The 21,105-nt window shown below is 60.4% G+C and carries 19 protein-coding genes; 16 read left to right on the top strand and 3 right to left on the bottom strand.

Annotation, left to right across the window (positions count from 1 at the left end; translation table 11 throughout):
* The first annotated feature begins 170 nt into the window (after positions 1–170).
* Genes tauA through tauD form a run of 4 tightly spaced genes read left to right on the top strand, consistent with a single transcriptional unit; the run spans position 171 to position 3,630 of the window.
* A complete protein-coding gene (tauA, locus tag FW800_RS21000) occupies positions 171–1,148 on the top strand; it encodes a taurine ABC transporter substrate-binding protein (RefSeq protein WP_446438385.1) in 978 nt (325 codons plus the stop codon).
* Positions 1,149–1,166: 18 nt separating this feature from the next.
* Positions 1,167–1,946 carry a taurine ABC transporter ATP-binding subunit gene (gene tauB / locus FW800_RS20995; RefSeq protein WP_032878412.1) on the top strand — a complete coding sequence of 260 codons (780 nt, stop codon included), beginning with the start codon at positions 1,167–1,169 and terminating at the stop codon, positions 1,944–1,946.
* Positions 1,943–2,779, top strand: a complete 837-nt coding sequence (gene tauC / locus FW800_RS20990; RefSeq protein ID WP_078820031.1) for a taurine ABC transporter permease TauC — start codon at positions 1,943–1,945, stop codon at positions 2,777–2,779. Before tauB ends, tauC begins: the two co-directional genes overlap by 4 nt.
* Before the next feature lie 14 nt (positions 2,780–2,793).
* Positions 2,794–3,630, top strand: coding sequence for a taurine dioxygenase (tauD, locus tag FW800_RS20985; RefSeq protein WP_223018004.1), 837 nt, complete (start codon positions 2,794–2,796; stop codon positions 3,628–3,630).
* Positions 3,631–3,790: 160 nt separating this feature from the next.
* Here the strand turns inward: tauD and mgrA are convergent, their stop codons facing one another.
* The 3 genes from mgrA to epsC form a co-directional block, all read right to left on the bottom strand.
* On the bottom strand, positions 3,791–4,828 hold the full coding sequence (mgrA, locus tag FW800_RS20980) for an L-glyceraldehyde 3-phosphate reductase (RefSeq protein ID WP_005783797.1): 1,038 nt from the start codon (positions 4,826–4,828) through the stop codon (positions 3,791–3,793).
* A gap of 126 nt (positions 4,829–4,954) precedes the next feature.
* Entirely contained in the window at positions 4,955–6,916 is a 1,962-nt protein-coding gene (gene betT / locus FW800_RS20975) for a choline transporter BetT (RefSeq protein ID WP_164366000.1), read from the bottom strand.
* 339 nt (positions 6,917–7,255) lie between these two features.
* Entirely contained in the window at positions 7,256–8,182 is a 927-nt protein-coding gene (epsC, locus tag FW800_RS20970) for a serine O-acetyltransferase EpsC (protein ID WP_005783794.1), read from the bottom strand.
* A gap of 167 nt (positions 8,183–8,349) precedes the next feature.
* On the opposite strand from epsC, the gene FW800_RS20965 reads away from it, so the two are divergent.
* The 12 genes from FW800_RS20965 to FW800_RS20910 all read left to right on the top strand — a co-directional run bounded on the left by FW800_RS20965 (position 8,350) and on the right by FW800_RS20910 (position 20,981).
* Positions 8,350–9,345 (top strand): D-cysteine desulfhydrase, encoded by a 996-nt coding sequence (locus FW800_RS20965; RefSeq protein ID WP_446438384.1) that lies wholly within the window; start codon positions 8,350–8,352, stop codon positions 9,343–9,345.
* A gap of 172 nt (positions 9,346–9,517) precedes the next feature.
* Entirely contained in the window at positions 9,518–10,312 is a 795-nt protein-coding gene (tcyJ, locus tag FW800_RS20960) for a cystine ABC transporter substrate-binding protein (RefSeq protein ID WP_103733992.1), read from the top strand.
* The gene (gene tcyL / locus FW800_RS20955) at positions 10,312–10,977 is read left to right on the top strand and encodes a cystine ABC transporter permease (RefSeq protein ID WP_032878420.1); all 666 of its coding nucleotides are present in this window, start codon (positions 10,312–10,314) and stop codon (positions 10,975–10,977) included. The genes tcyJ and tcyL overlap by 1 nt, the downstream gene beginning before the upstream one ends.
* Positions 10,978–10,980: 3 nt before the next feature.
* Positions 10,981–11,727 carry an L-cystine ABC transporter ATP-binding protein TcyN gene (tcyN, locus tag FW800_RS20950; protein WP_446438383.1) on the top strand — a complete coding sequence of 249 codons (747 nt, stop codon included), beginning with the start codon at positions 10,981–10,983 and terminating at the stop codon, positions 11,725–11,727.
* A 371-nt stretch (positions 11,728–12,098) separates the two neighbouring features.
* On the top strand, positions 12,099–12,893 hold the full coding sequence (locus tag FW800_RS20945; protein WP_148854262.1) for a hypothetical protein: 795 nt from the start codon (positions 12,099–12,101) through the stop codon (positions 12,891–12,893).
* Between the two features lie 187 nt (positions 12,894–13,080).
* The gene (locus FW800_RS20940) at positions 13,081–14,322 is read left to right on the top strand and encodes an SfnB family sulfur acquisition oxidoreductase (RefSeq protein WP_032803216.1); all 1,242 of its coding nucleotides are present in this window, start codon (positions 13,081–13,083) and stop codon (positions 14,320–14,322) included.
* Positions 14,323–14,362: 40 nt separating this feature from the next.
* A complete protein-coding gene (locus FW800_RS20935; protein ID WP_446438382.1) occupies positions 14,363–15,556 on the top strand; it encodes an SfnB family sulfur acquisition oxidoreductase in 1,194 nt (397 codons plus the stop codon).
* Positions 15,556–16,908 carry an LLM class flavin-dependent oxidoreductase gene (locus FW800_RS20930; protein ID WP_446438381.1) on the top strand — a complete coding sequence of 451 codons (1,353 nt, stop codon included), beginning with the start codon at positions 15,556–15,558 and terminating at the stop codon, positions 16,906–16,908. The genes FW800_RS20935 and FW800_RS20930 overlap by 1 nt, the downstream gene beginning before the upstream one ends.
* A gap of 153 nt (positions 16,909–17,061) precedes the next feature.
* Positions 17,062–17,877: a MetQ/NlpA family ABC transporter substrate-binding protein gene (locus tag FW800_RS20925; RefSeq protein WP_446438380.1), complete on the top strand. Its 816-nt coding sequence runs from the start codon at positions 17,062–17,064 to the stop codon at positions 17,875–17,877.
* Positions 17,874–18,989 carry a methionine ABC transporter ATP-binding protein gene (locus FW800_RS20920; RefSeq protein ID WP_446438379.1) on the top strand — a complete coding sequence of 372 codons (1,116 nt, stop codon included), beginning with the start codon at positions 17,874–17,876 and terminating at the stop codon, positions 18,987–18,989. Before FW800_RS20925 ends, FW800_RS20920 begins: the two co-directional genes overlap by 4 nt.
* Positions 18,979–19,623 (top strand): methionine ABC transporter permease, encoded by a 645-nt coding sequence (locus FW800_RS20915; RefSeq protein ID WP_446438378.1) that lies wholly within the window; start codon positions 18,979–18,981, stop codon positions 19,621–19,623. Before FW800_RS20920 ends, FW800_RS20915 begins: the two co-directional genes overlap by 11 nt.
* Before the next feature lie 92 nt (positions 19,624–19,715).
* Entirely contained in the window at positions 19,716–20,981 is a 1,266-nt protein-coding gene (locus tag FW800_RS20910) for a hypothetical protein (protein WP_446438377.1), read from the top strand.
* The last annotated feature ends 124 nt before the right edge of the window (positions 20,982–21,105 follow it).

The following is a 21,105-nucleotide window of genomic DNA, read 5'->3' as shown; positions in this document are numbered from 1 at the left end:
TCAGCAATCGGGAGCAAGCCCCCTCCCACATTTGGTCATCACCGGTACAAAGATTTGCTTCAACCTTTCTACTCATAAGCTAATTCGAAAAGGTTATTTATTTTCGAGTTATTAGATCATTTAGTCTCCTCACACGCCGACTCTCGGCCGCCTGATTGAGGAGCTTCCCCTTGAAACTGCTGACCCCTCTGCGCTTGCTGGCCGCGTTGTCCCTGGCCGGTGCCAGTCTGTTTGCCCAGGCGGCGGACGTGACTATCGCTTACCAGACCACCGTCGACCCGGCCAAAGTCGCCCAGGCTGACGGGGCCTATGAAAAAGCTACCAACGCCAAAATCGACTGGCGCAAATTCGACAATGGCGCCGACATCATCGCCGCCATTGCCTCCGGCGACGTGCAGATCGGCTACCTCGGTTCCAGCCCGCTGACCGCCGCGGTAACCCGCAAAGTCCCAGTAGAAACCTTCCTCGTCGCCACCCAGATCGGCGGGGCCGAAGCCCTGGTGGCGCGCAACGGATCGGGGATCAACAGCCCGCAGGACCTGGTCGGCAAAAAGATCGCCGTGCCCTTCGTCTCCACCGGCCACTACAGCCTGCTTGCCGCGCTGAAACACTGGAACATCGACCCGGCCAAAGTCACCATTCTCAACCTGGCGCCTCCGGCCATCATCGCCGCGTGGAAGCGCGGTGATATCGACGCCACCTACGTGTGGGACCCGGCTCTGGGCGTAGCCAAGGAAAACGGCAAGGTGCTGATCACCTCCGGCGAACTGGCCAAGTTCGGCGCGCCAACATTCGATGCCTGGATCGTGCGCAAGGATTTTGCCGAGAAGCACCCGGACATCGTCACCGCCTTCGCCAAGGTCACCCTGGATGCCTACGCCGCCTACCGTAAAGACCCACAAGCCTGGCTGGCCGACACCGGCAACGTCGACAAGCTGGTGAAACTCTCCGGCGCCAAGGTCAGCGATATTCCCTTGCTGCTGCAAGGCAACGTCTACCCGCTGGCCGCTGACCAGGTGACCCTGCTGGGCGCGCCGACCACCAAGGCAGTCACCGACACTGCTGTGTTCCTCAAGGAACAAGGCAAGGTCGATGCCGTACTGCCCGACTACGCCCCTTACGTCAGCGCCAAGTTCATTTCTAACTGATCCAAGGAGTTCATCGCGATGGCCTTGCTACAGCTGGAGCGCATCAGCGCACAGTACCCAGGCGCCCCGGAACCGGTACTGTCCGATATTTCACTGGACCTTGGGCCCCAGCAATTGCTGGTCGCCCTGGGTCCCTCCGGCAGTGGCAAGACTTCGCTGTTGAACCTGATTGCCGGTTTCGTCGAGCCTTCTGCCGGGCGGATTACCCTCGACGGTGTGCCGGTCAAAGGGCCCAGCGCCGAACGCGGTGTGGTGTTCCAGGACGACGCCCTGCTGCCCTGGCAGGACGTGCTGGCCAACGTCGCCTTCGGCCTGGAACTGGCCGGCGTGCCCAAGGCGCAGCGTGAAGTACGCGCCCGCGAAATGCTCGCTCTGGTGGACCTGGCCGGTTTCGACAGCCGGCGCATCTGGCAACTCTCCGGCGGCCAGAAGCAACGCGTCGGCCTCGCCCGCGCCCTGGCGGCCGACCCTCGCGTATTACTGATGGACGAACCCTTCGGTGCGCTGGATGCCTTCACCCGCGAACAAATGCAGGAGTTGCTGCTGCAAGTGTGGCGGCGCACGGCCAAGCCGGTGTTCCTGATTACCCATGACATTGAAGAAGCGGTGTTCCTGGCCACGGACCTGATCCTGCTGGCGCCCAACCCCGGCCAGATCGTCGAACGCCTGCAGTTGGATTTCGGCCAACGTTACGCCGCCGGTGAATCAGCCCGCGCAATCAAGTCCGACCCGCGCTTTATCGAAACCCGCGAGCACGTGCTGGGCAAAGTGTTCTCCCAACGGCAGGTGTACGCATGAGCAGCTACGAACTTCCCGCCACCGCCAGCAAGCCGGTGGCACCCGCCGTTATCCCGTTACGCCGCAGCCTGAGCACACGCTGGATCAGCGTACTGACCCTGGTCGCTCTGCTTGCCTTGTGGTGGGCGGTGACCGCCACCGGTTTGATCGAACCTTTGTTCCTGCCGCCACCGTCCGCCGTGTTGCAAAAAGGCTGGCTGCTGGCGACCACCGGCTACATGGATTCCACCTTGTGGCAGCACCTGGGCGCGAGCCTGAGCCGCATCGGCCTGGGCCTGGGTTTTGCAGTGCTGACCGCCGTGCCGGTGGGGATTGCCATCGGTGCCAACCGCATTGCCCGAGGCATTTTCGATCCGTTGATCGAGTTCTACCGGCCGATTCCGCCGCTGGCCTACCTGCCGCTGATCGTGATCTGGTGCGGCATTGGCGAGCTGTCCAAGGTGCTGCTGATTTACTTGGCGATTTTCGCCCCGATCGCCATCGCCACCGCAACCGGGGTGCGCACCGTCGACCCGGCCAAGCTGCGGGCTGCGCAGTCGTTGGGCGCCACCCGTGCGCAACTGATTCGCCATGTGATCCTGCCCAGCGCCCTGCCCGATATCCTCACCGGTGTGCGTATCGGCCTGGGTGTGGGCTGGTCGACCCTGGTCGCCGCCGAGTTGATTGCCGCCACCAGCGGCCTGGGTTTCATGGTGCAGTCGGCGGCGCAGTTTCTGGTCACCGATGTGGTGGTGCTGGGGATCCTGGTGATCGCCCTGATCGCCTTCGCCATGGAAATGGGCCTGCGCGCCCTGCAGCGTAAATTAGTGCCCTGGCATGGCCAGGCACACTGAGTGAAGAATCTACAATGAGCAGCCTGACCGTTACCCCATTAAGTACCGCCCTGGGCGCCCAGATCAGTGGCGTCGACATCTCCCAGCCGCTAAGCGAGGCACATCACGGTGCCATCGAGCAGGCGCTGCTCGACCACTCGGTATTGTTCTTCCGGGACCAGGTGATCACCCCGCAGCAACAAGCGCGGTTCGCGGCGCACTTCGGCGACCTGCACATTCATCCGATCTACCCTAACGTGCCGGAACAGCCCGAAGTGCTGATCCTCGACACCGCCGTCACCGACGTGCGCGACAATGCCGTGTGGCACACCGACGTAACCTTCCTGCCAACCCCGGCCCTCGGCGCGGTGCTCAGCGCCAAGCTATTGCCGGCGTTCGGGGGCGATACCTTGTGGGCCAGTGGGATTGCGGCTTATGAAGCACTGTCTGAACCGCTAAAGCGCTTGCTCGATGGCCTCACCGCCACACACGACTTCACCAAGTCGTTCCCGCTGGAGCGCTTTGGCAACACCGCCGAGGACCTGGTGCGCTGGGAGGCAACTCGCAAGAAAAACCCGCCGCTATCGCACCCAGTCGTGCGCACGCATCCGGTAAGTGGGCGTAAATCGCTGTTCGTCAGCGACGGTTTCACCACCCGAATCAATGAACTGGAAGCGGCCGAAAGCGAGGCCATTCTCAAGCTGCTGTTCGCCCACGCCACCCGCCCGGAATTCACCATCCGCTGGCGCTGGCAAGAGAATGACGTGGCGTTCTGGGATAACCGCGTGACCCAGCATTACGCCGTGGATGACTACCGGCCACAGCGGCGGGTGATGCACCGGGCTACGATTCTTGGGGATGTGCCGTTCTAGTCGCCACACCGAAAACCAAATGTGGGAGGGGCGGTGCGACGATTCGACTTGCTCCCGATGGCGGTGGTTCAGTCAGCTCATCCGTAGCTGACCCACTGCTATCGGGAGCAAGTCGAATCGTCGCACCGCCCCTCCCACATTTTTGACCCAGTTGTGTCAGTTATTCAGCAGTGGATGGCTTTTCCCACAAGTTGATCCCGCCTTCCTGCGCAAACCGATCAATCTCCGCCAGTTCTTCAGCGCTGAAGCTCAAGTTCTTCAACGCCCCAACGTTTTCAATAATCTGCTCCGGCCGGCTCGCGCCGATCAGCGCGCTGGTCACCCGTGGATCACGCAGGGTCCAGGCCAGCGCCAATTGCGCGAGGCTCTGGCCGCGACGCTGGGCGATTTCATTCAGGCCGCGTACATGGGCAATGTTGGCCTCGGACAGGTGCTGGGCCTGCAACGAACCACCACCCGGACGATTGACCCGTGCATCGGCCGGTATGCCATTGAGGTACTTGTCGGTGAGCAAACCCTGGGCCAGCGGCGTGAAGGCGATCACCCCAGCGCCAAGTTCTTCGGTGGTGTCGAGCAGGTCCTTTTCCACCCAGCGGTTGAGCAGGTTGTAAGCCGGTTGGTGAATCAACAGCGGCACTTTCCACTCTTTGAGCAAGGCTGCGATTTCGCGGGTTTTCACCCCGGAATAGGACGATATACCGATGTACAACGCCTTGCCTTGTTGCACAGCGGTGGCGAGGGCGCTGGCGGTTTCTTCCAGGGGCGTGTCGGGGTCAAAACGGTGGGAGTAGAAAATATCCACGTAGTCGACGCCCAGGCGTTGCAGGCTTTGATCCAGGCTCGCCAGGATGTATTTGCGCGAGCCACCGCCCTGGCCGTAGGGGCCGGGCCACATGTCCCAACCGGCTTTGCTGGAGATGATCAATTCGTCGCGGTAGTGCTTGAAGTCTTCACGCAGCAAACGGCCGAAGTTGATCTCGGCGCTGCCATAGGGCGGGCCGTAGTTGTTGGCCAGGTCGAAGTGGTTGATACCCAGGTCGAACGCCGTGCGCAGCAAAGCGCGCTGGGTGTCGATCGGGGTGCTGTCGCCAAAGTTGTGCCACAGCCCCAGGGACAGTGCCGGCAGCACCAATCCACTGCGGCCTACGCGGCGATAGGGAATAGATTCATAGCGGTTTTCGGCAGCAATGTACGTCATCGAATCCTCTCTGGACTGAGGGTTGAAAGGCCCGGGAATAAGGTTATTCCCAAGCCTTTTAACCCGCTGAATCGCTTAAGTCTGCCTCTTCCTTTTACAGCAAAGACCTACTTGAGAGGAACGGTATCAGCGCACCAAATGCAGGAACTGCAGATGGCGTTCGTACTGGTCGAGGATGTCGTTGATGATCTGCTCCTTGGTATAGCCCACCAGGTCATAGTCCTGGCTGCCCTCACTCAAGTGCACCTCCGCACGATAGTAACGGCGGTTGTTGATCTCTTTGGAACCCATGCCACCGCGGGCAAACGACGGCGTGAAGTAGCCGCGCATCTGCACCTGGTAGATGAATGGGTGCTCCTCGCCATGGCCGATTTCCAGGCTGACGCTGTCGTTGGACGGGTCCGGCTGAGTGACTACATTCAGGCCCTTCTCGACAAACACCGCCGTCACTTCTTCGATCGCCGGGCGCACCGTCGATTCAAGGAAGCGATACACCTCATCACGTGACGGGAAATGCACGGCCTGGCTCAAGCGCTGGCGCCAGCCGCCACGGCCTTTGCGTGAAGCCGATATTGGCGCAAGGGAATGCAACTGCGCGATCTGCTTTTGCGACTCCAGGTAAAACGCCTTGTGCAGCCCCCACATCATCAGCAGCAGAATCAGCGAGAACGGCAGCGAGGTCAGCACCACCGCTGATTTGAGCGAGTCGATACTGCCGGCGAACAGCAGGGCACTGGTCACCAGCGCTGTCATCGCACCCCAGAACACCCGCAGCCACTTCGGCCCGTCTTCATCAGCGTTGCCGCCTTTGGACGACAGGGTGGACAGCACCACCGTGCCTGAGTCCGCCGAGGTCACAAAGAACACAAAGCTGATAAACACCGTGACCGCAATCACCGTCTTGCTCCACGGGTAGGTTTCCAGCAGCAGGTAGAGGCTCATCGATGGGTCATCGATGGCCGACTGGCCCAGCGCAGCCATGCCATGGTTGAGCACTTGGTCGATGGCGCTGTTACCGAAGATCGACATCCACGCCAGGGTAAAGCCCAGCGGAATCAGCAGCACGCCAAACACGAATTCGCGGATGGTACGGCCACGGGAGATACGCGCAATAAACAGACCTACGAACGGCGACCATGCGATCCACCAGGCCCAGTAGAACACTGTCCAGCCGCCCAGCCAGTCGCTTGGCTTGTCGTAGGCGTACACATCGAAACTCTTGGTCGGCAGCGCGCCCAGGTAGTCCCCGATGTTCTGGATCAAGGTGTTGAGCAGGTGCTGGGTAGGCCCGGCGAATAACACAAACAGCAACAGCGCACAGGCCAGCAGCATGTTGATGTCGGACATCACCCGTACGCCCTTGTCGACGCCGGCTACCGCAACAATGATCGCCGCGCCCATCATCAACGTGATCAGGCCCACCTGGATCCACTGGGTGTGAGCAATGCCAAACAGGTAGTCCAGGCCGGAATTGAGGTGCAACACGCCAAAACCCATGTCAGCGCCCAGGCCGAACACCGTCGCGATGATACCGAAGCCATCCACCGCATAACCGATAGGGCCATTGATGCGCTTGCCGATCAGCGGGTACAGCGCCGAACGCAATGCCAGCGGCAGGTTATGCCGGTAGGCGAAATACGCCAGGGCCATGCCCACGAACGCGAACACACCCCAGCCATGCAGGCCCCAGTGCAGGAACAGCACCTGCATGGCCTGGCGCGCTGCATCAGCGTTCATCGCCTCGCCCTGGGGCGGCTGCACCAGGTGCGTCAACGGCTCCGAGACGCAGAAGAAAAACAGCGTGATGCTGATTCCGGCGGCGAACAACATGCCGGCCCATGACAGGTAACTGAATTCGGGCTCGTCGTGGTCGGCACCGAGTTTTATCTTGCCGTAGCCCGATAGCGCGGTGACCACCACGAAGACCAGATACAGGGTCATCGCCAGCATGTAGTACCAGCCGACCGTATTGGCCGCCCAGTTTTGCGCCGCCAGCAGCCAGGCTCCGGCCTGTTGCGGGATAGCGATGACTGTGATGCCAAACAGCAGGATGAAGGTGGCGGCAAAGTAGAAAACGGGCGCATTCATGCGCACCATGCCGCTGGAAGGGGTGGACGATGCACTCATGAACGATGCACCTCAAGGTTGCGGGATATGGCTGTAAATAACGGACTCAGCAAAGGTAAGCCTCCTGTTGTGAGCGGGCAGCGAACCACCGGGTTTAACTTGAACGAACATTCAAGTTAAACATGAATAGGCGGTCTGGGACTAATCGCAGGGCTGAGTGGTAGATGATTCCTACACTAGCTCAAGGATTGGTATGACGGATGAAGAAGGCAAATCGTTCAGCGACCCCACGTTGAAATACATACGAAATGTGGGAGCTGGCTTGCCTGCTCCCACACGGGTCGGCGGTTGGCTCAGGTATTACTTCTGCGCCCCATCGTCATGCTGCAAGTTCGCCTGAGTGATATTCGCCCCCGCCGGCACGCTGCGGGTCAGCCACACATTGCCGCCAATGGTCGAACCCTGGCCGATGGTGATCCGCCCCAAAATCGTCGCCCCGGCGTAGATCACCACATCATTCTCGACAATGGGGTGCCGCGGATGGCCTTTTTGCAGTTGCCCATCCTCATCGGCTGGGAAGCGCTTGGCGCCCAGTGTCACCGCTTGGTAGATACGCACGCGCTCGCCGATGATCGCCGTTTCGCCAATCACTACGCCAGTCCCGTGATCGATGAAGAAACTCGGGCCAATCTGCGCGCCGGGGTGGATATCAATGCCAGTGGCCGAGTGGGCGATTTCTGCACTGATGCGCGCCAGCAGCGGCAAACCTGCGCGGTACAGGTGGTGGGCCAGGCGATGGTGAATCACCGCCAGGATGCCCGGGTAGCACAGCAGCACTTCATCCACACTGCGTGCAGCCGGGTCGCCGTGGTAGGCGGCCAGTACGTCGGTATCCAACAGGCTGCGCAGAGCCGGCAATGCCAGGGCAAAATCCTGGATCAGCCGAATGGCATGGGCATCCACACCGCTGTCATCTTCGCCGCCCTGGCGTGCGGCGTAGCGCAACTCCAGGCGCGCCTGGGCGAGCAAGGCGTTGAGCGCCACGTCGAGGGTATGCCCCACGTAGAAGTCTTCGCTTTCTTCACGCAGGTCCACCGGGCCCAGGCGCATGGGAAATAGTGCGCCGCACAAGGCTTCGAGGATTTGCGCCACCGCCTCGCGGGACGGCAATTCACGGCCACCGTGCTCGCCGCTCAAGCGACCGTTGCGCGTTCGCCACTGGTCCCGCGCGCCGCGCAGCTGGCTGACGATGGTCTGCAATTGCCAATGACTGGAACGCTCACTCACGGTATTCACTCCTGACGAAATGGCCATCACTTTACGGTATGCACCCTGGCAGCTCTTAAGAACCAATGGTGTGATCGTAAGAACTATTGTTCATAAGCGATTGACGGTTGCCCGATGAAAAGTGCCTGCCTATAGTCCTCCCCATCATTCAGTCACCGTGCGTAGCCATGATCAAACAACAGCTCGAGCGCTTTAACCGTCTGGAACTACTGGGCGGTGCCACCGCTCTGGAAAAACTTGAACGGCTGTCGGCCTGGCTGGGCAGGGACATTTACGTCAAGCGCGATGACACCACGCCCCTGGCCATGGGTGGCAACAAGCTGCGCAAACTCGAATACCTGGCGGCCGACGCCATTGCCCAGGGCGCCGACACCTTGGTCACCGCCGGCGCGATCCAGTCCAACCACGTCCGCCAGACCGCCGCACTGGCCGCCAAACTCGGCCTGGGCTGCGTTGCTCTGCTGGAAAACCCTACTGGCACCGAAGACGCCAACTACCTGGCCAATGGCAACCGCCTGCTGCTGGAGCTGTTTGACGCCAAAGTGGAACTGGTGGAAAACCTCGACAACGCCGACGCCCAACTCGCCGCCCTCGCCGACCGCCTGCGCAGCAATGGCAAGAAGCCCTACCTGGTGCCTATCGGTGGCTCCAATGCACTTGGCGCTTTGGGTTACGTGCGCGCAGGGCTGGAACTGGCCGCGCAGATTGAAGACAGCGGGATTGAGTTCGCCGCCGTGGTGCTCGCCTCAGGCAGTGCCGGCACGCACAGCGGCCTGGCCCTGGCCTTGAGCGAAGCACTACCGCAGTTGCCGGTGATCGGCATCACCGTGTCGCGCACCGAGCAAGCGCAGTTGCCCAAAGTGCAAAGCCTGGCAGAACGCACTGTCGAGTTGCTCGGAGTGGCTATTCCCGACGCCTTCAAAGTGATCCTGTGGGACGAGTATTTCGGCCCCCGTTATGGCGAACCGAATGCCGGCACACTTTCCGCGATCAAACTTTTGGCCAGCCAGGAAGGTCTGCTGCTGGACCCGGTCTATACCGGCAAGGCCATGGCCGGTTTGCTGGACGGCATCGGGCGCCAGCGGTTTGAAGAGGGGCCGATCATTTTCCTGCATACCGGTGGGGCGCCGGCATTGTTTGCCTATGACTCAGTATTCAATTGATTGAATACGCATATATTCTCAAAAGAAATATGAAATTGTTTTTTTATTATTTTCAAGTCTTAAAAACCCGCTTTATCATCGCGCCGAAGGCGAAGACGCGCTTCGCGCTTTAAGGCAGGATACGACTACTGCGTCACCTGCTTCGCTCACCATAAAAACACAGGGGCTCTTCATGACTATTTCTGTATTGCGTCGCACGCTGCTGGTCAGCACTTTGGGCCTGGCGCTTGGCGCCGGTTGGTTGGGCCAGGCGGTTGCCGGCGAGCAGTTGAACACCATCAAGAAGGCCGGCGAGATCAAGATCGGTCTGGAAGGCACCTACCCACCGTTCAGCTTCGTCGACGAAAGCGGCAAGCTCAGCGGTTTCGAAGTGGAACTGTCCGAAGCACTGGCCAAGGAGCTGGGTGTCAAGGTCAAGCTGCAAGCTACACCGTGGGACGGCATTCTCGCCGCACTGGAATCCAAGCGCCTGGACGCAGTGGTCAACCAGGTGACCATCTCTGAAGAGCGTAAGAAAAAGTACGATTTCTCCAAGCCATACACCGTGTCCGGCATCCAGGCACTGGTGCTGAAAAAGAACGTCGACTCGATCACGAAAGCCGACGACCTGGCCGGTAAAAAGGTCGGCGTGGGCCTGGGCACCAACTACGAACAATGGCTCAAGGACAATCAACCCAAAGCCACTATCAAGACCTACAACGACGACCCAACCAAGTTCCAGGACCTGCGCATCGGCCGTATCGACGCGATCCTGATCGACCGCCTGGCCGCCCTCGAATACGCCAAGAAAGCCCCCGACACTGCCGCTGCCGGCGACGCCTTCTCCCGTCAGGAGTCCGGTATCGCCCTGCGCAAAGGCGAGCCTGAATTGCTCGATGCGGTCAACACGGCCCTCGACAAACTGCGCGCCGACGGCACCTTGAAGAAGCTGTCCGAGAAGTACTTCAACGCTGACGTCACTCAATAATGGAAGCAGGTCTTCAACTCGCGCTGGACTCCGCGCCCTTTCTGCTCAAGGGCGCGTACTACACGGTAATCCTCAGCCTGGGCGGGATGTTTTTCGGCTTGCTGCTGGGCTTCGGCCTGGCCTTGATGCGCCTGTCGCGCTTCAAGTTGCTGAGCTGGACGGCCCGAGTCTACGTGTCGTTCTTTCGCGGTACGCCGTTGCTGGTGCAGCTGTTCCTGATCTACTACGGCTTGCCGCAAGTGGGCATCGAGCTGGATCCGATCCCGGCGGCCATGATCGGCTTTTCGCTGAACATGGCCGCTTATGCGTGTGAAATCCTGCGGGCCGCCATCGCCTCCATCGAGCGTGGCCAGTGGGAAGCCGCCGCCAGTATTGGCATGACCCGCGCGCAAACCCTGCGCCGGGCCATTCTGCCGCAAGCGATGCGCACGGCATTGCCGCCCCTGGGCAACAGCTTCATTTCGCTGGTCAAGGACACTGCGCTGGCCGCCACCATCCAGGTGCCCGAGCTGTTCCGTCAGGCCCAACTGGTATCGGCGCGGACCTTCGAAATTTTCACCATGTATCTGTCCGCAGCCCTGATCTACTGGATCCTGGCGAGCATCCTGGCGCATCTGCAAAATCGTCTGGAAGACCGGGTCAACCGGCATGACCTGGAGTCCTGAAGCATGATCGTGGTTGAAAAACTGACCAAACAATTCAACGGTCAAGTGGTGCTTGACGGCATCGACCTTGAGGTCAAGGAAGGCGAAGTGGTCGCCATCATCGGCCCCAGCGGTTCCGGCAAGACCACCTTCCTGCGCTGCCTGAATTTCCTCGAAGAACCCACCAGCGGCCGCATCAAGGTGGGGGATATCCAGATCGACGGCAGCAAGCCGCTCATCCAGCAACAGGGGCTGGTGCGTCGTCTGCGCCAGCACGTGGGCTTTGTGTTCCAGAACTTCAACCTGTTCCCCCACCGCACTGCGCTGGAAAACGTCATCGAAGGCCCGATTGTGGTCAAGAAGATGCCACGGGAAGCGGCCACCGAACTGGGGCGCAAGCTGTTGGCCAGGGTCGGCCTGGCGGGCAAGGAGGCGTCCTACCCAAGGCGGCTGTCCGGCGGCCAGCAACAGCGTGTGGCGATTGCCCGTGCGTTGGCCATGGAGCCGGAGGTGATTCTGTTCGACGAACCCACCTCGGCTCTCGACCCGGAACTGGTGGGCGAAGTGCTGGCAACCATTCGCAGCCTGGCCGAAGAAAACCGCACCATGGTCATCGTGACCCACGAAATGAGCTTTGCGCGGGACGTGGCCAACCGGGTGATCTTTTTCGACAAGGGCGTGATCGTTGAACAGGGTGAAGCCAAAGCGTTGTTCGCCAACCCCAGGGAAGAACGCACCCGGCAGTTTCTGAGCAAATTCCTCGCCCACTGACTCACCCTCTGTAGGAGCGAGCTTGCTCGCGAAAAACGCCCAGGCAACTCGGTCGATCTGAATCACCGCGTTACCGTTTACGTTCTTCGCGAGCAAGCTCACTCCTACAACGGGTTACCATTTCAGCGCATAAAATACCCCCGCCGTCCCCCCCTTAAAATCCCCCTCCCCGTCAGACCCTTCTGAATATCCTCAAACCCGCCGTTTAGCCTTTTGCCTCCATTGACGCTCCCCGGCCAACCCTCTTATCTAGCGCCTTGAGGATTGGATCCCATCCCGGCTACTGACTGAATCGTTCCTTTCGAATCGCCCTGTGCCTATGCGCCGAAGGTTCGGAACGATGACTGCTGGCTGCAACAAGGAGATTACTTATGACACACACCCAAACCCTGGCCATGCTGCCTGCCCCGAAGCTGCCCCAGGCGGTAGGAAACGGCATCAGCGCCCTGGCTTCCACCCATCTGCAGGTCGACATATCCCCCTACTCGGGCATGGAGGAAGGCGACCTGATCGAACTGTTCTGGAACAACTGCTTTGCCGCCTCGCGCAAGGTGACGGCGTGCAAGATCGGCACGTTCACTCATCTGTGGGTACCGGAAAGCTTCGTGCAGGACGGGCCGGCACGCGTCCACTACCAGGTCCTGCAAATCGGCCATGGTCCGATGCGCTCGGCCGTCGCCCTGGTGCGGGTCAAGACCAACTACCCCGGAGGCCAGCCTGCGCCATGCCTCAACCACGAAAGTGATGAAAACCAGAATCTCGCCCCCGTGGGTTTGCCCGAGACGATCCGCCGCCATGGCGTCAATCGCAACCAGGTTCGGCGCGGCATTCCGCTGACCATCGAACCTTACTTGAACATGAGTGCCGGCGATGCCATCACACTGCGCTGGGGTGATGTACGCCTGGACCTGCCGAAAATCCAGGCCAAAAACGTTGGCCTGGCAGTGCAGGTGTGGGTACCGTCCCAGATCATTGTCGAAGCGGGCGACGACTGCCGATTGGAAGTCACGTACTGCATTCTCGATCGCGTGGGCAATAATTCACGCTGGGCACCGGCCCGCACGCTACGCATCGCCGCTTGCACGCCAGTCTTGCCAACCCCGCCTGCCTCGCCCGCGCCGGGCTATCAACCGCGTCGCTTCGGCTCACCCTGTGAACCGGGGTGACAGCCCTTCTATGCATATTCCTAAAAGTTAGTTTATTTAAAGAATTAACACGCTTAGGGTATATGCACCGGACCACCGGACATTCCTGATTTTTCTGTTTTTATTTCATTGAATGCGAGGTCGGTATGGTCAGAATTACCCCGGTGCACAACGCCAGGGCATTGCGTGCAGCCAAGGAGCGGCGCTGATGTCTAACTTGGCTCTAACACCCCCCCAGAGTGATCTGGACGTAGCCCCCCTGTTGTTGCCCGCCACGGTGCTGCGCAACGACGCCCAGGCACTGAGTGCGGCTCATGAGCTGGCCCAGGCTGCGCGCCTGCAGGCCGCTACGCGCGACCAGCAGCGCAAACTGCCGTGGGCGCAACTCGAACAATTCACCCGCAGCGGCCTGGGCAGTATTTCCATTCCCCGCGAATATGGCGGCCCACAGGTGTCGTTTGTGACCCTGGCCGAAGTCTTCGCGATCATCAGCGCAGCCGACCCGGCCCTCGGGCAGATCCCGCAGAACCATTTCGGCATCCTGCACGTGTTGCAGGGCACCGCGACCGAGCGCCAGAAAAAGCAGCTGTTCCAGAGCGTGCTCGACGGTTGGCGCATCGGCAACGGCGGCCCGGAACGCGGTACCAAAAACACGCTGGAGCTCAAGGCACGCCTCACGGCCGAAGGCGATGGGTTCGTGGTCAGCGGCCAGAAGTTCTACTCCACCGGCGCACTATTTGCCCACTGGGTCGCGATAAAGGCATTGAACGATGACGGCAAGCAAGTCATGGCCTTCGTGCGGCGCGGCAGCGAGGGGTTGCGCATCGTCGATGACTGGTCGGGCTTTGGCCAACGCACCACTGCCAGCGGCACCGTACTGCTCGACCGGGTGGCGGTAGACCCGGAATTGGTCATCGACAACTGGCGCCTGGGCGAAAGCCCGAATATCCAGGGTGCCGTGTCGCAACTGATCCAGGCAGCCATTGACGCCGGCATCGCCCGTGGTGCCCTCGACGACACTATCGCCTTTGTACGCGAGCGTTCACGCCCCTGGATCGACGCCAAGGTCGAGCGGGCCAGCGATGACCTGTATGTGATCGCCGATATCGGCAAGTTGAAGATCGAACTGCACGCTGCCGAAGCACTGTTGCGCAAGGCCGGTCAGGTGCTGGACCAGGTCAGCGCGGCGCCGATCACCGCGCAGTCCGCCGCGCGCGCCTCGATTGCCGTGGCCGAGGCCAAGGTGCTCACCACCGAAGTGGCATTGCAGGTTACCGAAAAGCTCTTCGAACTGGCCGGCAGCCGCGCCACCCTCGCCGAATTCAACCTTGACCGTCACTGGCGCAACGCGCGGGTGCATACCCTGCACGATCCGGTGCGCTGGAAGTATCACGCCATCGGCGCCTATCGACTGAACGGCACCTTACCTGCTCGTCATTCCTGGATTTAACCGACCAGAACACTTTTTCCACGAGCTTCTGGAGAAACTCATGACCCTTTCTCACCACGTCGCAGTTATCACCAGCGATGAGCAAGCCCTTATTGTCGCCAGCGACCTCGCTGAAGATTTGCGCCGCGACAGCGCCCAGCGCGACCGCGAACGCCGCCTGCCGTGGCCCGAGCTGGACGTGTTTTCGCGCTCCGGCCTGTGGGGTATCACGGTGCCCAAGGCATTCGGCGGCGCGGGCGTATCCAATGTCACCCTGGCCAAGGTGATTGCACTGATTTCCCAGGCCGATGGTTCCTTGGGCCAGATCCCGCAAAATCATTTTTATGCCCTTGAAGTGCTGCGCGTAAACGGCAACCCCGAGCAGCAAAAGCGCCTGTACGCCGAGGTGCTGGCCGGTCAGCGCTTTGGTAACGCCTTGGCGGAACTGGGCACCAAGACCGCCCATGACCGCGTGACCAGCCTCACCCGCGACGGCGACGGTTTTCGCATCAACGGGCGCAAGTTCTACGCCACCGGCGCGATCTATGCCCAACGCACTCCCACCTCGGTGGTGGATGAAAACGGCATCCAGCAACTGGCGTTCGTACCCCGTGACAGCGAGGGCCTGACGGTCATCGACGACTGGAGCGGCTTCGGCCAGCGCACCACTGGCAGCGGCTCGGTGGTGTTCGATAACGTGTGGGTCGCAGCGCAGGACGTGATCCCATTTCAGAGCGCCTTCGAACGCCCGACCACCGTGGGCCCCTTGGCGCAGATCCTTCACGCCGCCATCGACACCGGCATCGCCCGCGCCGCCTTTGAAGATGCGTTGCATTTTGTGCGCACCAAGACCCGCCCGTGGATCGATTCCGGCAACGATAAAGCCACCGAAGACCCGCTGACTCTAAAGAGCTTCGGCCACCTGAGCATTCGCTTGCACGCCGCCGAGGCGTTGCTGGAGCGCTCCGGCGAATTCCTCGACCGCGCCCAGGCCGACAGCAATGCCCAGACCGTCGCCGCCGCGTCCATCGCCGTGGCCGAAGTGCGCGCCCTGAGCACCGAGATTTCCCTCGCGGCGGGCAGCACCTTGTTCGAACTGGCCGGCAGCCAGGCGACTTTGGCCGAGCATGGCCTGGACCGCCATTGGCGCAACGCCCGGGTGCACACCCTGCATGATCCGGTGCGCTGGAAATATCATGCGGTAGGCAACTATTACCTCAACGATGAAAACCCGCCGCTGCGGGGGACCATTTGATGAGCAAGAAAAAGATCCTGCTCAATGCCTTCAACATGAACTGCATCGGGCATATCAACCACGGTTTGTGGACTCACCCACGGGACAACTCAACCGAGTACAAGAGCCTCGAATACTGGACTGAATTGGCGCAGACCCTTGAGCGCGGGTTGTTCGATGGTTTGTTTATCGCCGATATCGTCGGCGTCTATGACGTGTACCAGAACTCGATTGACGTGCCGCTCAAGGAGTCCATCCAACTACCGGTCAACGACCCGTTGCTGCTGGTCTCGGCCATGGCCGCCGTCACCCGGCACCTTGGCTTCGGCCTTACCGCCAACCTGACTTACGAGCCGCCCTATCTGTTCGCCCGGCGCATGTCCACGCTCGATCACCTGAGCCGTGGCCGCGTCGGCTGGAACATCGTCACCGGCTATCTCGACAGCGCCGCCAAAGCCATGGGCCTCACCGAACAGGTCGAACATGACCGGCGCTACGACCAGGCCGATGAATACCTGGAGGTGTTGTACAAACTCTGGGAAGGCAGTTGGGAAGACGACGCGGTGCTCAACGACCCGCAAACTCGGGTGTATGCGCAACCGGGCAAAGTGCACAAGGTGGAGCACCACGGTGAGTTTTATCAGGTAGAGGGTTATCACCTGTGCGAGCCATCGCCGCAGCGTACGCCAGTGCTGTTCCAGGCCGGCAGTTCCGAGCGAGGGCTGCTGTTCGCCGGGCGCCACGCCGAGTGCGTGTTCATCAGCGGGCAGAACAAGGCCGCGACCAGGCTACAGGTGGACAAGGTGCGCGCCAGCGCAGTGGAGGCTGGGCGCAACCCGGATGACATCAAGGTGTTCATGGGCCTCAACGTGATCGTGGGCGCCACCGAAGAACTTGCATGGGCCAAGCACGCCGAGTACCTGAGCTATGCCAGTGCGGAAGCCGGCGTGGCGCACTTTTCGGCGTCCACAGCGATTGATTTTTCTGCCTACGAACTGGACGAACCCATCCAGTACGTGAAGAGCAACGCGATCCAGTCGGCCACCAAGAACCTGCAAAACAACGACTGGACCCGGCGCAAATTGCTCGAACAGCACGCCCTGGGTGGGCGCTATATCACCTTGGTGGGCTCGCCTGAGCAGGTGGCGGATGAACTGGAATCCTGGATCAGCGAAACCGGGCTGGATGGTTTCAACCTGACGCGCATTGTGACGCCGGAGAGCTATGTGGATTTCATTGACCTAGTGATACCGGAACTACAACGACGTGGGTCGTACAAGACCGCCTATGAGCAGGGCACCCTGCGGGAAAAAGTTTTCCACGGCACCGCTCGGCTACCCGAACAACACACCGGCTCCAGCTACCGACACTGATCAAAAATGTGGGAGGGGCGGTGCGACGATTCGACTTGCTCCCGATAGCGGTGAATCAGTCACCGGATGTTTGCTGGCACACCGCTATCGGGAGCAAGCCCCCTCCCACATTGGATCTCCATTGTGCCTATACCTTATGACTGGAAATTGATTATGAAAAAGACCCTGCTCACCCACCCAGTCAAAGCACTGGCCCTGGCCTTCGGGTTATTCAGCACAGCGGTCTTCGCCGCCGACCCTCCCCTGAAAATCGGCACCACCGCCGCCTTCGCCATTCCGCTGGAGGCGGCCGTTGAAGAGGCCGGCAAACAGGGCCTGAAAGTCGAACTGGTCGAGTTCAGCGACTGGATCGCCCCCAACGTCAGCCTCGCCGCCGGCGATATCGACGTGAACTACTTCCAGCACATTCCCTTCCTGGAAAACGCCAAGGCCGCCGCCGGGTTCGACCTGGTGTCTTACGCACCGGGCATCATCAACAACGTCGGCCTGTATTCGAAGCAATACAAAAGCTTCAACGACCTGCCCGAAGGCGCCAGCGTGGCCATTGCCAACGACCCGATCAACAGCGGGCGCGGCCTGCAACTGCTGGCCAAGGCCGGGTTGATTACCCTCAAGCCGGGCGTGGGCTACAAGGCCACGGAAGAAGACATCGTCAGCAACCCCAAAAAGCTCAAGATCCTGCAGGTGGAAGCCGTGCAACTGGTACGCGCCTACGACGACGCCGACCTGGTGCAGGGCTACCCGGCGTATATCCGCCTGTCCAAGACCTTCGATGCCGAATCGGCGCTGCTGTTCGATGGCCTCGACCACCCGGAGTACGTGATTCAGTTCGTGATTCAGCCCAAGAGCAAGACCGACCCACGAGTGATCAAGTTCGTCGACATCTACCAGCACTCGCCGGTGGTACGTGCCGCATTGGATAAATCCCTGGGCAAGCTCTACCAAGTCGGCTGGGAAGATAAAAAATGACCGCCGCCAACGCCCAACTGCGCGACCTGGGCCATGCGCCCAGGGACGCCGAGCAAACTGAACTGCACCCGGACCTCAATCGCGCCCACGTGCGTTTTATCAACCTGGGCAAAACCTATGGCGGCACCGTGCACGCCCTGCAAGGCATCGACCTGGCGATCCAGCGTGGCGAAGTGTTCGGCATCATCGGCCGCAGCGGCGCCGGCAAGTCGTCGCTGATCCGCACCATCAACCGCCTGGAACAACCCAGCAGCGGGCGCGTGCTGATCGATCAGGTGGACATCGGCGGCTTCGATGAAGACCATCTGGTCGCACTGCGCCGGCGCATCGGCATGATCTTCCAGCACTTCAACCTGATGTCGGCCAAGACTGTGTGGCAGAACGTCGAACTGCCTCTCAAGGTCGCCGGCGTGACCCAGGCACAACGCGTGCGTAAGGTGCATGAACTGCTGGAGCTGGTAGGTCTGCAAGACAAGCACAAGGCGTATCCGGCGCAGCTTTCCGGAGGGCAGAAACAGCGCGTCGGCATCGCCCGCGCGCTGGTGCACGACCCCGAGATTCTGCTGTGCGACGAGGCCACCTCGGCCCTCGATCCGGAGACCACCCAGTCGATCCTCGGCCTGCTGCGTGAGATCAACCAACGCCTGGGCCTGACCATCGTATTGATCACCCATGAGATGGCGGTGATCCGCGAAATCTGCGACCGCGTGGTGGTGCTGGAACACGGGCGCATCGTCGAGCAAGGCCCGGTGTGGCAAGTGTTCGGCAACCCGCAGCATGAGGTCAGCAAGACCCTGCTCGCACCGCTGCAACACGGCCTGCCGCCCGAATTGCAGAACCGCCTGCAACCGACACAAACCTCGGCTGATGCGGCGCTGGTGCTGCGCTTGCAGTTCACCGGCAGCGATACCGATGAGCCGGACCTGGCCGCACTGTTCTGCGCCCTCGGCGGCCGCGTGCGTTTGCTGCAAGGCGGTGTGGAACGTATCCAGGGGCACGCTTTGGGGCAACTGCTGCTGGCGGTGAATGGGTCGCCGCACAATGCCGAAGAGCTGCGTAACCGCGCCGGCAATTGGGCACAACGGGTGGAGGTGCTGGGCTATGTGGTTTGATCGTTTAGTACAGGGCGCTATCGACACCTTGTTGATGGTCGGTGTGTCGTCGCTGATTGCCTTGCTGGTCGGTATCCCGCTGGCGGTATTGCTGGTTACCAGCGACAAGGGCGGCATCTACCAGGCGCCGGCGCTTAACCGCGTGCTGGGGGCGTTCGTCAATCTGTTCCGCTCCATTCCGTTCCTGATCCTGATGGTGGCGCTGATCCCGTTCACTCGGCTGATCGTCGGAACCACCTACGGTGTATGGGCCGCCGTGGTACCGCTGACCATCGCCGCCACACCGTTCTTTGCGCGCATTGCCGAAGTCAGCCTGCGCGAGGTCGACCACGGCCTGATCGAAGCGGCTCAGGCCATGGGTTGCCGGCGCTGGCACATCATCTGGCATGTGCTGCTGCCGGAAGCCCTGCCGGGGATCGTCGGCGGGTTCACCATCACCCTGGTCACCATGATCAACTCATCGGCCATGGCCGGTGCGATCGGTGCCGGTGGCCTGGGCGACATTGCCTACCGCTATGGCTATCAGCGCTTTGACACCCAGATCATGCTCACGGTGATTGTGCTGTTGGTGGTCCTGGTGGCGGTGATCCAATTGGGTGGGGACCGGTTGGCGCGGGGGTTGAACAAGCGCTAAATGCTCGTCTAGACCTGTCAACTCTGACAGTTGCCGACCGTTTATCGCGTGTATCTAATCAAGCCAGGGTTCTACTCCAAAGGAATGGACTGGTGATGAAGATGCACTTTTTGAAATACCTGAGCTGCATGCTAGTGGGCACATTCGGATTGACGGCCAATGCCGCAAATTACGTCAAACTGACCCCCATGGAAGGACAGTGCGAAACCACTGGCATCAACAACCACGCTATCGCTGTTGGCAACTGCTCGCCGCTCAGCTCCAGTGCCAACAACACTCCTTGGGTAGTGAACGTAAGCACCCCGGATTCACAAGTAGAGTTAGCGCCACTGATGATGGGTCAACCCTGCTATGCAAGTGCTGTCTCCAATGGGGGCTGGATTGCTGGCATTTGCAAGAACGCTAACAATGTCGAAACTGCAGTGATCTGGAACGCTACCACCCCAAGCAGCACTCCTACAGCGCTCGCGCCGCTTCCGGGCACATTGCTACGCGCTGCGGATGCACGGACCACCGTCAAAGCGCTCAATCAGCGTGGCGATATGATTGGATCAAGCATCAGCAGCGACGGTAAGGAGTACTCCACGGTTGTGTGGCTTGCCGGGACCGGCACACCTACGCGTATTTTTTCGTCGCTGCTTGGGTTGGCGGGGTACAACGACGCATGCTTCCCTGTAGACATAAACAACACTCTCACAAGCGGCTACCCCGCAATTGCCATGAACTGCCCAGGCAGCAGCGGCACTACCGTTCCTAAAATAGCCCAGGCCGCCGCTACCGGTTATACCGTGACATCATTACCCATCGCTACTGGGGCCAATCTTTGCCTGCTCAGCGGTCTGAATGACGCCCTGCAAGCGATAGGCTTTTGCGAATACCCCAACATCAACGCCAACCCAGCCCGAACGGCATTCTGGAACACACCCGCGTCAGCACCACTGCTTCTGAATCTGACGATCAGCACCATGAACTACGGACGCGCGATCAATAACAATGGAATTGCCCTGGTAGAGCGCAAAGATAATGACGGCAGAACCAGCTATTTGACGTGGATTCCTCCTGCAGGAATATTTGGTATCCAACTGATTGAACTCCCGCTGAAAACTTGGGCGCAAGCTCTCAGCATCGCTGACAACAACACCGTGGTTCTGAACATAACTGATAACACCCAGTACCCAGTTGGATGTATCTGGCGTCCTGCGTCCAGTGAACATCCTGCCCAATACAACTGCCTTGACCCAATTGAAGGTGGCCAAAACAGTGCGTTGAAGGCGTTTTCCCAAAGCGGCAATTACGCGGCAGGCCAAAACGTTAATAGCGAGCAGGACGTTCAAGCCGTGGCGGTAAAATTTTACTGAATAGCATGACACTGACCAGCTAAGCACTATTCAATACTAGCTACATTCGGCTCAGGAGAGTCAGCACATGCCAAGCCTCAAGACTGCCAGCGGTTTCGTGTCGGCTGTATTCGTACTGTTCGCT

Source organism: Pseudomonas sp. 910_23, assembly GCF_052850795.1.
The sequence above is the reverse complement of the archived record's forward strand: the minus strand, read 5'-3'. Positions and strand labels throughout refer to the sequence as shown.